The sequence below is a fragment of the Bordetella genomosp. 4 genome, from assembly GCF_002261185.1.
Taxonomy (GTDB): domain Bacteria; phylum Pseudomonadota; class Gammaproteobacteria; order Burkholderiales; family Burkholderiaceae_B; genus Bordetella_A.
This window is the reverse complement of the sequence record NZ_NEVQ01000022.1, coordinates 118,093-129,787: the sequence shown is the minus strand read 5'-3', so window position 1 is coordinate 129,787 and position 11,695 is coordinate 118,093. Positions and strand designations below refer to the sequence as shown.

12 protein-coding genes are annotated in these 11,695 nt (G+C 59.6%); all 12 read right to left on the bottom strand.

What is annotated here, in order from left to right; all coding sequences use genetic code 11:
• Positions 1–18: 18 nt before the first annotated feature.
• Positions 19–1,053, bottom strand: coding sequence for an ornithine cyclodeaminase (locus CAL20_RS21865; RefSeq protein ID WP_094839000.1), 1,035 nt, complete (start codon positions 1,051–1,053; stop codon positions 19–21).
• 178 nt (positions 1,054–1,231) lie between these two features.
• Positions 1,232–2,014, bottom strand: coding sequence for an ABC transporter permease (locus tag CAL20_RS21860; protein WP_094823210.1), 783 nt, complete (start codon positions 2,012–2,014; stop codon positions 1,232–1,234).
• Entirely contained in the window at positions 1,998–2,765 is a 768-nt protein-coding gene (locus CAL20_RS21855) for an ABC transporter ATP-binding protein (RefSeq protein WP_094823209.1), read from the bottom strand. The genes CAL20_RS21860 and CAL20_RS21855 overlap by 17 nt, the downstream gene beginning before the upstream one ends.
• The gene (locus tag CAL20_RS21850; protein ID WP_094838999.1) at positions 2,762–4,099 is read right to left on the bottom strand and encodes an acyl-CoA thioester hydrolase/BAAT C-terminal domain-containing protein; all 1,338 of its coding nucleotides are present in this window, start codon (positions 4,097–4,099) and stop codon (positions 2,762–2,764) included. Before CAL20_RS21850 ends, CAL20_RS21855 begins: the two co-directional genes overlap by 4 nt.
• A complete protein-coding gene (locus CAL20_RS21845) occupies positions 4,096–5,169 on the bottom strand; it encodes an ABC transporter substrate-binding protein (RefSeq protein WP_094823207.1) in 1,074 nt (357 codons plus the stop codon). Before CAL20_RS21845 ends, CAL20_RS21850 begins: the two co-directional genes overlap by 4 nt.
• 76 nt (positions 5,170–5,245) lie before the next feature.
• A complete protein-coding gene (locus CAL20_RS21840) occupies positions 5,246–6,772 on the bottom strand; it encodes a class I adenylate-forming enzyme family protein (RefSeq protein WP_094823206.1) in 1,527 nt (508 codons plus the stop codon).
• 83 nt (positions 6,773–6,855) lie between these two features.
• Positions 6,856–7,281, bottom strand: coding sequence for a PaaI family thioesterase (locus CAL20_RS21835; protein ID WP_094823205.1), 426 nt, complete (start codon positions 7,279–7,281; stop codon positions 6,856–6,858).
• 50 nt (positions 7,282–7,331) lie between these two features.
• A complete protein-coding gene (locus CAL20_RS21830; protein ID WP_217903951.1) occupies positions 7,332–8,336 on the bottom strand; it encodes a zinc-binding dehydrogenase in 1,005 nt (334 codons plus the stop codon).
• 30 nt (positions 8,337–8,366) lie between these two features.
• Positions 8,367–9,353, bottom strand: coding sequence for an ABC transporter substrate-binding protein (locus tag CAL20_RS21825; protein ID WP_094823203.1), 987 nt, complete (start codon positions 9,351–9,353; stop codon positions 8,367–8,369).
• Between the two features lie 20 nt (positions 9,354–9,373).
• Positions 9,374–10,144: an ABC transporter permease gene (locus CAL20_RS21820; RefSeq protein ID WP_094823202.1), complete on the bottom strand. Its 771-nt coding sequence runs from the start codon at positions 10,142–10,144 to the stop codon at positions 9,374–9,376.
• The gene (locus CAL20_RS21815; RefSeq protein ID WP_094838998.1) at positions 10,141–10,932 is read right to left on the bottom strand and encodes an ABC transporter ATP-binding protein; all 792 of its coding nucleotides are present in this window, start codon (positions 10,930–10,932) and stop codon (positions 10,141–10,143) included. The genes CAL20_RS21820 and CAL20_RS21815 overlap by 4 nt, the downstream gene beginning before the upstream one ends.
• A complete protein-coding gene (locus CAL20_RS21810; RefSeq protein WP_094823200.1) occupies positions 10,929–11,669 on the bottom strand; it encodes a GntR family transcriptional regulator in 741 nt (246 codons plus the stop codon). Before CAL20_RS21810 ends, CAL20_RS21815 begins: the two co-directional genes overlap by 4 nt.
• Positions 11,670–11,695: the final 26 nt, after the last annotated feature.

The following is an 11,695-nucleotide window of genomic DNA, read 5'->3' as shown; positions in this document are numbered from 1 at the left end:
CTCGCCATCGGGAATGGATTATTCCTGAATCGCAACCTGCGCCTGTATTATCGAATACAGATTCCTGGGATCCTGCAATTCGGGTATTAGCGCGACGTCGCGACCTATCCCCTGTTGATTGGCGTGTTCATACAGCAGACGTAGTGCGGAATAGTCTTCCAAGGCAAAGCCAACCGAATCAAAAATCGTGATGTCGCTAGCTTCGATCCGGCCCGACGCCTCTCCGCTGAGCACGCGCCATAGCTCAGTTACCGGGAAATCGGCGGACATTTGTTGGATGTCGCCTTCGATACGGCTCTGCGGTTCGAACTCGACAAAGGTCAGGGCATTGTTCAGAATGGCGCGATGCAGCTCGGTTTTGCCCGGACAATCGCCGCCCACTGCGTTCAGATGCATGCCCGGCTCGACCATTTCGGGCGTCAGGATGGTGGCATAGGCCTTGTCGGCAGTGACCGTTGTGACAATGTCGGCTCCACGTACTGCTGCGGCCGTGCTATTGGCGAAGATGATATGCAGATCTGGTGCGGCTGCGAGGTTGTCGGCCAGTTTGTGCGTGGCCTCGGGATCTATGTCGTAAACGCGCAATTCGTCGATCCCCAACAGGTGATGAAAGGCCAAGGCCTGAAATTCGCTTTGTGCGCCATTGCCGATCAGGGCCATCGAGCTTGCATCTTTACGCGCTAGCGCCCGGGCAGCCATGACGGAGGTGGCCGCCGTGCGCAGTGCTGTCGTGAGCGTCAATTCGCTGATCAGCAGCGGTTTTCCCGTGGCGATGTCGGCCAGCGCGCCAAACGCCATGACGGTCGGCAGCCCTAAGCGCGGGTTTTTGGGATGGCCATTGACGTACTTGAAACTATAGAGTCGGTCATTGGACACCGGCATCAATTCGATGACCCCGTTGGGGGAGTGCGCTGCCAGTCGTGCAGATTTGTCGAATTCCTGCCAATGGAGGAAATCGTCATGAATGGCTTGCTCCAATTGACCCAGCAAACGGGGCAGCGTTTGACGTTCGATCAGCGAGACGACATCAGAGGTGGTCAGCAGCAGCGTCATGGTCGCTCTCCCTTGTTCAGGCGTCAAGGTTGCGCGGTGTGACGGTCAAGACATCGTTCGTATCTCGACACGTCCTGCGCGCAAGTATCGGCGTGGACAAGTATCGCCATCGACGGTAATGATCCCGCCGTTGTTGTCAGCATACTCCTCTGCGACCGTAATGTGGCAGTTGCGGCACTCACCGTCTGGCTTTCTCGGAGCGCGCTTCCCAGAAAACAACGCGCCGATGGATGGCTCGCATGATCAACGAGCCTGTCAAACCAATGGCGGCGAGCAGCAGTACGCCAGAGAACATGGTCGCCAAACTCATGCTGACCGATGCGGAGGCGATCAAGTAGCCCAGACCCTGTTGTGCGGAGAGAAACTCGCCTACGACAGCGCCGATCAGGGCGAGCGATACGCCAATCTGCAAGCCGGAGAAGATTTCTCCGGATGCTGCGGGCAGCTTCACGTGCAGCAGCAGGTATAGACGGGAAGCAGAGAACGCGCGGCAGGCGTCCAGCAGTTCGGGATCGGTGCGCTTGATACCATTTACGGTATTCACAAAGAGAGGAAAGAAGCAGACGAGCGCCACCAGCACGACTTTGGACGCCATGCCGAAACCGAACCACACCAGAATGATCGGGCCCAGGGCGACCTTGGGCATGGCTTGCAGGCCGATCAGCAAGGGATAGAAGAATCGTTCAAAGGTGCGCGATTCGGCCAGCAATGCGCCCATGAATACCGCCAGGCCGCAACCGATCGCATAGCCGCTGAGCGTTTCCCCCAAGGTTGTAGCGATGTGCGGCCAGAGCTCTCCGGAAATCAGGCCGTGGTATAGCGCTGAGAATACGGATGCCGGCGGCGGCAGCAGGTAATCGGGGATGGTGAAAATCTCGATCGATACGTGCCACACCAGAACCAGGACGGCCAGGCTGATGAGCGGATAGAGAAACGCGGTGATATCAAGTCGCTTGAGCATGGGTGAAATGACGTCGCAAGTGATGGCAGGCTGCGGTGAAGTCGGCGTCGTTCAGGGTGTCGAGCGTACGTGGACGTGGCAGGCCGGGGCGGTAGTCTTCGATGATGCGCCCCGGGCGAGGGGACATCACCAGGATGCGATCTGCGAGGAATACGGCTTCGGGAATGCTGTGCGTAATGAACAGCACGGACTTCTTCTGCGTGCTCCAGATGCGTTGCAGCTCCAGCGTAAGGGCTTCGCGGCTCAAGGCGTCCAGGGCGGCAAAAGGCTCGTCCATCAGCAATAGATCCGGATCGGGCAGGAGCATGCGAGCGATCCCGACGCGCTGCTGCATGCCGCCAGACAGCTCATAGGGATAGTTGCCTGCAAAGCCGGATAGCCCGACGAGTTCGAGCAGGTCCTGAGCTCGCTGGCGAGCGGGGGCCGCGGGCAACTTTAGTGTCGTGGCCGGTAGCAGCACATTGTCCAGGACGGTTTTCCACGGTAGAAGATTGGGCTTTTGGAAAACGACGCCCGCGCGGCGGCTTGGTCGAGTAATGCGTTCGTTAGCCAGCCGCAGTTCCCCTTCTGTCGCCGGTAGCAGGCCGGCGGCCAGTTTCAATAAAGTCGATTTGCCGCAACCTGACGGACCAAGCACTGCGACAAACTCGCCGGCCTCGATCTGCAGGTCTATTCCATGCAGAGCCTGAATGAGACCCGTGCGAGTTGGATATGTCAGCCCGACACCTTCAAGACTCAGGCTGGCGCTCATTGTGCCCCCTGCTCAGCGGCCCGGGTTTGCGAGTCTTGGTGCGAGCGTACGGCAGCACGGAGGAACTCATGGACGCGCGACCATGAGACCGTATTGGCGCGCGCGTTGGCTTCGGGCGTGCCGCCGCCGGTCAAGACCACCTGGGCCACAGGGTGGGGTTTGGCGATCAGGGTTGTCGGCAGGTTTGGTAAACCTATCGCATGACCTGCTCCATCGCCACGTACGTGTTCGACCGGCCAGGCGTGTTGATGGTCATGCAAGGTTTTCTCGACCTGCTCGCTATACCAGGACGACGGCCAGAACCCGTCGTCTGTGCCGGATATCAACATGACCGGACCTCGGATTTGTTCCACGGGGATGCGTGCTGCGGCTACCGCGTCTTGATTGCGCATGGGTGTGTGAAAGGCGGGTTCCTGACGTACGGATTCGCCGTTTTCCGGGCGCTGATGGAACGCGCTCCAGTCTGCCTGGTCGTTGTTCTGCCAGACGTTGGGGAGCGGTTTGCCTTGCCAGGTCCATACGGGGGAGTCGGGTGCCTGGCCCTGTTCGCCTGCACGCAGCGTGCCGTGAATCACCGAGCTCGGTACATAGGCGATGGTGGCGCTGATCTGGTCGGGAAAGCGCGAGGCCAGCAGCAACGACAGTTCGCCACCGCGTGACTGGCCCGTGATGGCGACAAAGCCATTTTCCGGTTGCAGCTGCTGATGTACCCAGGACAGTGCGTGCTGAAAATATTCCAGCGGCATGTTCCCGATGCTGTCGGGCAGGCCGGGCGCCTTGAAGTACCCTAATGCCAACGCGCTATAGCCATGGGCTGCGTATAAGGCGGCGCGCTGTCTGGGAATTCCGCCGCCCGATCCGTTCATGACGATGATGGCCGGGTGAGGACCGGATGTGGCCGGCGTAAACAAGGTGCCGACCAAGCCGGACTCCGAGATCTCGCGGCGAGTGACGCCCTCTACGAGAAATCGCTGGACGAGTTCGGCGTGCGCCTCTTGGCCTTGGTTGTTCCGCGCCGATAGCCGAATCGACAGTGTTTCGGTTTCTTCGGAGCGGGCGGCGTCGGTGGGAGGCGATTGGCGTTGCAGTGACCAAGCGACTGCCATGGCATCCGCGATGGCCCAGTCGCCGTGCTGCGGCGCTTGGACGTCCAGATCGACGATGCCGTCAGCGCCCGCGACAAAATCTGCCGTGCTGCGCCAGATGCTGCCATCTGGATGCGTCAAGGCTGCCACGAGTTGTATCGGACCTGGCTGGAATCCGATCAGTTGAATCTGCCTGCGCACATCGACGGCGGCGGCCCGAGGACTGACGTTAATGCGTGGATGACTCATTTCGCGCTCCGGGCTTGCTGGCGTACTGCCTCCGCATCGAAATCATTGATCTGCGAAATCAGATCGTTCGAAAAGATGTTGTTGATGGGGACTTCGGCGGAGGGATACTCGCCTGCGTTCGCCATGGCTTGAATACCGCCTTGAATGGCTGTCAGGTCGTACTGGCCAGGCACGCGGGGCTGGCCGTCGGGTTTGTTGAGTACACGGTTCAGGCGGCGTGACAGCAGTGTGGTCGCATCGGTCAACGCGCGTGCGGGATCCGCGTCCGCAGGTTTTGCTTGAGGATTTGCACGCCAGAATGCCTGGACGCAATATTCGGGGTTAGCCTGGCACGCGATTTGGGCCTTGGTATAGGCGCGGGCAAACCGGACCAGCAGATCGGGATGATCGCGGAAGTTATCGGTATGGGTGATGAAACCATTCCCGGCTGTCTCGCTGAAGACCTCGGGATAGGCAATGCGGCGGATTTTGGTGCCGGACATCTCCAGCATGTCGTTCCAGCTGCTATTGAAATTCAATGCATCGACGCGCCCCGTCTTCAGTGCCTGAAAGCCTGATGCCAGCGCGCCCACTGCGACATATTGGACGTCTTTGCCGGGAGTGAGTCCGGCAGTGCGCAAGGCAGCACGTCCGCCGGGAATGGTGCCCCACGTCAGCGCGCCCACACCGATCTGTTTGCCTTTCAAGTCGGCGATGGTTTTGATCGGCGAGTCCGCCAGCACTGCGAACTCCATCGTATTGGATGGCACGCCGTTATAAAAATAGCGCAGCGGCAGAATGTCTTTGCCGCTGAAATAGCTGGAGATGATGGGTTCCGACGTCGGATAGCCAAAGGTCACGCGTTTGCTGGCGACCTGAGGCAACAGTGCGCCTGCACCTTGAAAGACGATGGTTTTGACTTCCAGATTCTCCTGTTTGAAGAATCCGAGTTCCTGTGCGGCGGCATATGGCGCGCCGTCGTGCACGGCGGGCGGAATGGCCAAGGCAACAGTGACTTCGTCCAGCGCGTGGGCTGAAAGAGGAGCGATCGCCGTGATAGCGGTCATCAAGCTGATCAACGTAAAGCGCATGGTGAGTCCTTTCAAAACGGTCGGCGATACCTGCAGTCTGTATCGCGATATAAACGACATGGTGTTGTGTGCGGGATCAGTCCGCGTGTTGGGGATCCAGGCTCAATCGCCTCGCAGCCTCTGCCAGCAATTGATGACGATCGATCTTGTTCGTTGACGCCAGAGGCAGCGCGTCGACGAACCAGACCTGACGCGGGTGCTGATACGCCGGGGCGTTTGCCAACGCATACTGTCTGATCTGTTCGGCGTCGGCATGTTGGCCGGCGCGCAACACAATGAATGCCACGGGCTTGGTGCCTTTGATGTCATCGTCGACGGGTACCACCGCGGCTTGCTGAACGGCAGGATGCTGTTCGAGCATTTTTTCGACTTCACCTGGGTAGATGTTCTCGCCGCCGCTGACGAACATATCGTCGCGCCGGCCGACAAAATAGTAAAAGCCATCCGCATCGCGGCGAAAAACGTCGCCAGTGATGTAATGACCGTCGGCGGTGAAGGGCAGCGCCAGGTCAGGGCGCTGGTGATATCCCTGCATTAAACCGGGGCTGCGCAACGTCAGAATGCCTTGTTCCGGGCCGTCTCCGGGCCCCGGCTGCAATTGCACCGAGACCAAGGGATGCGGATAACCCACCGACATCGTCGGTGTAGGCAAGCCTGCCGGATGCGGACCAAATACAACGGGGCCACCCTCGGTCGTGCCATAGGCGTTGATGACACGCGCGGCCGGAAACATGGCGTGAATCTGTGTCAGCAGGCTGGCGCTGACCGGGGCAGAGCCCATGCGGATGACTTTAACGGACGATAGATCGATGCGTGCCAGCAGATCGCGTTCGCGCAGCATCATCGCTATCATGGGCGGAACGGCAGTGAGCCACGTGCAGCGATAGGTGCCGATGGCATCGATGTAGGCGGCCGCTGTGAACTGAGGCAGCAGTACCGTCGTCGCATGGCTGGCCAACGACAGAAAGGCCAAGGCGAGCGCATTCATGTGATATAGCGGCGCGGCAATCAGTGCGCGTTCAGATGCCAAGGGGGTCGCCTTGCGCCGCGTATCGACGGTCCACCATTGGCCCGCATGCGATAGCCGGACTCCCTTGGGTTTTCCGGTGGAGCCGGACGTATACAACATCAGCGCCGTATCGTCATCGCCAGGTGTGTATGAAGGCGTGCTGCCCTCGGCGCGCCACGCGTCGAACTCTGGCGTATCCAGCGCGATGCGGGGAATATGATCAGGAATGGCCGTCGCGCGGGCTTGATCATGCAGCACCAGACGTGCGCCGCTGTCTTGCAGCACGTATTCGATCAGCGCAGGCGGGAACTTGAAATTGACCGGCACCGCAATGAGTCCGGCGCGCATGATGCCCAGTACCGTCGCGATATACGGCACTGAGTTCGCAGCGAGGATGGCGATGCGGTCACCGGTCTGGAATCCTTGTGACAGCAGGGCCTGGGCGACGCCGCGCGCCAGGTCATCGACTTCCGCATACGTATATTGCCGCGCAGTCTCGGGCGTTCCCGCTTTGCCATCCAGCCCTATCAGTGCGATTTGCTGCGGATCGGCCTTAGGGTCTATCAGGTCACCGAGGTTCTTCAGAGTAGTCATGATACGGACTGCGTGGCAATGGAGAAAAATTCAAGGCCGGTCGGATGGTGCGCCGGGCGTGTTGACCCGGACGCACCGCGCTATCACGCCTTGGGCTTGGGCGTGGAATAGGCGCCGCGGCCGCTGGCCAGCAGCTTGCCTTCGGCGTCGTACACGTAGGCTTCGGCAATCGAAATCTGCGAGCCGAATTTGATGACTTTGCCTTTGGCGTGCAGGTCGCCACGCATCGCAGCGCGGTGGTAATCCACGCGCAGGTCAATGGTGGGAACGCCGCGTCCGGTCTGCGATACGAGTGCCCAGTCAGCCGTCAGATCGACCAAGGCTGCCAGAATGCCGCCATGGGTGTAGCCGCCGTCGGGATTGACGACCCATTCTTCGCGCCATTTGGCAGACAGCTCGATTTCGCCTTCAGATACGGACAGGACCTCGATGCCCAGCCACTCGTGATAAGGGCCGCGGCGCAAGCGCGCCTGGATATCTTCTTTGGTGGGGAGTGTGGTTTCGCTCATGATATCGATAATGAAATTTTCAAGGAATTAATTTCGCAGAGGGCGTCAAATCAGGGCTTGACGATGACTTTGCCCAGCACTTCGCGGTCGCGGATCAATGCCAGCCCTTCGGCGGCTTGTTCCAGCGGCACGACGCGATCGATGACGGGTTTGACGCTGCCGTCAGCCACCATGTCCAAAAGGGCCTTGAGGTTGTCGTCGTAGAAGCTGTTCGAACCCTTGATGTTCAATTCGAAGCTCCACACATAGCGCAGGTCTTCCTTTGGATCATGGCCTGCCGTGGCGCCGCATACGAGCAGGGTGCCGCCGCGCTTGAGGCATTTCAGTGACGGCACCCAGGTGTCGCCGCCGGTGAAGTTGATGACCACATCCACGCCACCCTCGTTGTTGCGACGCTGGGGTTTGCCATACTGCGCGATGGCCCATTTCGAGAAATCGGTGTCGCGATAATTGATGACGTGGTCGGCGCCGATCTTGAGCAGTTGCTCGCCTTTGGCGTCGCTGCCTGCGCAGGCGATGACCTCTGCGCCCAGCAGTTTCGCCAGGATGACGCAGGCGGTGCCTACGCCGCCGCTGGCGCCCAACACCACCACGCGATCACCTGCCTTGACGGTGTTGTGGGTGATCAGCATGCGGTGTGCGGTGCCATAGGCGACGGGCAGGGCGGCCGCGTCTTCGTAGCTGACTTTCTCGGGCAGGGCGATCAGTTGCTGTGCGGACACCAGGCAATATTCGGCCATCCCACCGTCCAGCATTTCGCCCATCAGGCCTTTGGCGCGATTCAGCGGGTTGACCAGCACGCGGTCGCCGACTTTCCAGTCAGCCACGTCGTCACCGACTTCGACAATTTCGCCCGCCATATCCAGGCCGATCACGACCGGCAGCGGCACTTTGATACCGGGCATGCCGCGCACGGTGAAGACGTCGTGATAGTTGAATGAGGACGCACCCACGCGAATCACCACATGGCCTGCGGTGGCGGTGGGCGCGGGTTTATCGGTGACGACCTTCAGCTGGTCCAGGTCGCCGTGTTCGCTCAACAGCAGGGCTTTCATGGTTTTGCTCATCGCTATTCCTTTGGAGTGTTACTTGATGGTTTTGGATTGTTCGTAGGGACCGGTCACGAAAAGATCGTCTTTGAGTTCGCCCTTGATCATTCCGCTTTCTGTGAAAACCTGATGCTCGCGTTTCAGGGTGGCGATATCTGCCGGCTCGAATGCAACGCGATTCATGTTCGACCACTGGCCTGCATAGACGCGAGCATCTTGTTCGGGGAGGTTGGCGGACTTTTGCAGGATCTCCACGACTTCGTCCCGGTGCGTTTCGCCCCACGACAGGGTGTTGCGCATGCCTGCCAGTACACGCGCCACCACATCGGGATGCTGCGCGATGAATTCGCTACGCACGGCGCCGATGCCGATATAGGGCACAGAGTCGCTCTTGGTCAGCTTTTTCCATTCGTCGGCAAACGTACCCAGGCGCGTAACTTTCAGTTCGCTCAGTTGGGCGATCGTGACGGAACGCAACGCTGCGGCATCGACCTGTTTTTGTGCGAGGAATTGCGCGATGCGGGATTCGTTGCCGCCTACTAGCGAGAAATCGCCGTTCTTGATGCCATAGTTGCCGTCCAGCACCGCACCGGCGATGACAGACACAGAACTGCCGGCGGGCGACATGCCGACCTTTTTCCCACGCAGTTGTTCCAATGAAGTAATCGGCGACCCTTCAGGTACGACGAATTGCACGTCGGCAGGCTGCGTCGCGGAAAAGACCTTGATGGGCACGCCTTCGGCGGCGCTGCTGAACACGCCTGCTGCAGGCGCGCCAAAGGCCAGATCGATCGAGTTCGAGGCCAACGCGCGCAAGGGGGCGTTGACGTCGGGGAAACGAACGAATTCAACGTCCAGGTTTTGTTTCTTTAAAAAATCGGTAGCCTCCAGCACTGAGCCATAGCCCAGGCTGACACCGCTGCTCCAATAGCCGATACGTACTTTGTCGGCGGCGAGGGCATTGGCAGAGGCAAGCAAGGCTGCTGCTGCCAGTGTGACGGGCAGACACTTTTTCCAGTTCATCACAAAAACTCCGTTGAGTTTTAAATCGGTTTCCAGCGGAACAGACGGCGTTCCATCGGTTTCAACAGCCCTCCTTCGAGGGCCAGCATCAGCAAGACCAGCGTGAGCGTCCACGCAAACACTTGGTCGGTTTGCACCAGATCGGCCGCCTGACGCAGGCGGTATCCGATGCCGTCCGAGGAGCCCAGCGTTTCGGCAACGAGCGACACGCGCCAGCCGAATCCGAAGGCCAATCGGGCGCCGGAGAAAAAGTAGGGCAGGATGGTGGGCAGATAAATCTTGCGCAGGATTTGCGTGCGCGACATGCGAAAGCTGCGCGCCAGATCTATATGCTGTTTGTCTACGTTCTTTGACCCCTGCCATACATTGGTCAGGATCAGCGGCATGGCGGTCATGAAGACAACAAAGATCGTCGTCGCGTTTGATATGCCAAACCAGATGATGGCGAACACCGCCCAGATTGCCGACGAGACGGTATTGATTACCGAGAGCAGTGGTTCGAAAAAATTGGCCAGCGTACGATTCGCTCCTAGCGCCAAACCCAATGGTGTGCCTACGATAGTGGCCAGGACAAAGCCCATTGCTACGCGGTACAGCGTCATGCCGATGTCGTGCAGGAACGTGGGCGTGGCGAACAGGGCCTGCATGGCCGTCCAGACTTTCGTGGGGCCGGGCAGGATAAAGGCCGGCATGCGTGATGCTGCAAGCGCCCAGATGGCGATAAAGACCAGGGCGAGGAACAGACGCTGACTCAGCAGAATCCACACGGAACGCCCGGCGGTTTGCGTCATGGTGTCACCTTCAGGCGGAGTTGACGGGTTAGTTCGGCCGTGTCCGGGTCGGTGGGCAGGCGAGGACGGGCCAAAGGCACGTCGACGATTTGTTTGACGCGGCCGGGACGAGGCTCCAGCAGCACGATGCGATCCGCAAGCACGACGGCTTCTTCAACGTCGTGCGTGACAAACAGAATGGTGGCACCGCTGTCGGCCTGAATCCGCAGCAGTTCCTGATGCATCTGGCTGCGCGTGTGCGGGTCTAGCTTTGAAAAGGGTTCGTCCATCAGCAGTATTGACGGCTGGACGACCAGGCTGCGTGCCAGGGCGACGCGGCTGCGCATACCGCCGGACAACTGATGGGGCCACGATTGAGCGAATTCGGCCAGTCCCACGGTGCGCAAGGCTTGTTCTGCACGTTCGTGCCGCTCGTGGCGGGACAGGGACTGGGCCTCCAGGCCGAACTCAACGTTGTCGCGCACGGTGCGCCAGGGCAGCAGGCGGTCTTCCTGGAACATATATGCCAGTTTGTGCCACTGCTTGAACTGCGCGGCGGGCTGGCCTTCGATGTCCAGGTCGCCCCTATCGAACGAATCCAGGCCCGCAACGATGTTCAGCAATGTGCTTTTTCCGCACCCGGATGCCCCCAGCAAAGCCACGACTTCGCCGCGGCGTACGTCGAATGACACGTCGCGCAAGGCTTGCAGCGAGCCATAAAACTTGTTGAGTTGCGTCGCCTGCAGCACGATGGGGGCGGCGCTGCGGGCGGCATTACCGGCCAATACGATGTCGGGTTGGGCGCTCATCGCCAGCTCCCTGGGCCGCTAATAGGAATGGCCGCACCGGTTTCCGCCAGACTTGCATAAAGTTTCTCCATGGTCATTGCCTGGAATGTCTCAATATGTCGTCGCGCGATCAGCTCGGCACGCTTGCCGTCCTGGTCTTCGAAAGCTGAAATCAAGGCGTTATGGTCGTGCTTGATTTCCGGCTTGGTTTTCTGGACGCCAAATCCCAGCGCGACCAGCCGGGACATTTCGTCCAGCAGCGATGCCAATGTGCGGTGCAGCCGTTCATTGCCGCAGGCGGCCGAGATGGCCAGATGAAAAGCTGAGTTTGCGTCCATGAACGCATCAATCTGATCGTTCAATTGCATGACCGGGTGTTGCACTCGGCAAGCGGCCTCGAGTTCGCGCAGCTGTGCGATGTCAACGCGGCCTACGGCTAGACGTGCCGCCAGGGGTTCGAGCTGCACGCGCAGCGTGAAGACTTCCTCCACGTCCCGCAAGGTAATGGGTGCAATTTGATAGCCCTTGCGGGGGCGTGACTTTACAAAGCCTTCATGGGCCAGTCTTACCAAAGCGATACGCACGCTGTTCTTGCGGATGCCGTACCTGGTCATCAGCTCCGGCTCCGTCACAAATGCGCCGGGAGGCAAGCGGCAAGAAAGTATGTCGCGCCGCACGCGGGTGTAGGCATCATCCCCAAAGCTCAAGGCGCTGTTTGCTTCATGTGCAGGTGCAGAAAAAACAGGAGGAAAGATCATGGCCGCCGCATCTAGAGTGGATGTGT

Coding starts and splice junctions, on each gene's coding strand:
- CAL20_RS21855 (WP_094823209.1), bottom strand. CDS start 2,765: ATGAGCGCCAGCCTGAGTCTTGAAGGTGTCGGGCTGACATATCCAACT.
- CAL20_RS21840 (WP_094823206.1), bottom strand. CDS start 6,772: ATGACTACTCTGAAGAACCTCGGTGACCTGATAGACCCTAAGGCCGAT.
- CAL20_RS21845 (WP_094823207.1), bottom strand. CDS start 5,169: ATGCGCTTTACGTTGATCAGCTTGATGACCGCTATCACGGCGATCGCT.
- CAL20_RS21815 (WP_094838998.1), bottom strand. CDS start 10,932: ATGAGCGCCCAACCCGACATCGTATTGGCCGGTAATGCCGCCCGCAGC.
- CAL20_RS21850 (WP_094838999.1), bottom strand. CDS start 4,099: ATGAGTCATCCACGCATTAACGTCAGTCCTCGGGCCGCCGCCGTCGAT.
- CAL20_RS21830 (WP_217903951.1), bottom strand. CDS start 8,336: ATGAAAGCCCTGCTGTTGAGCGAACACGGCGACCTGGACCAGCTGAAG.
- CAL20_RS21835 (WP_094823205.1), bottom strand. CDS start 7,281: ATGAGCGAAACCACACTCCCCACCAAAGAAGATATCCAGGCGCGCTTG.
- CAL20_RS21810 (WP_094823200.1), bottom strand. CDS start 11,669: ATGATCTTTCCTCCTGTTTTTTCTGCACCTGCACATGAAGCAAACAGC.
- CAL20_RS21820 (WP_094823202.1), bottom strand. CDS start 10,144: ATGACGCAAACCGCCGGGCGTTCCGTGTGGATTCTGCTGAGTCAGCGT.
- CAL20_RS21825 (WP_094823203.1), bottom strand. CDS start 9,353: ATGAACTGGAAAAAGTGTCTGCCCGTCACACTGGCAGCAGCAGCCTTG.
- CAL20_RS21860 (WP_094823210.1), bottom strand. CDS start 2,014: ATGCTCAAGCGACTTGATATCACCGCGTTTCTCTATCCGCTCATCAGC.
- CAL20_RS21865 (WP_094839000.1), bottom strand. CDS start 1,053: ATGACGCTGCTGCTGACCACCTCTGATGTCGTCTCGCTGATCGAACGT.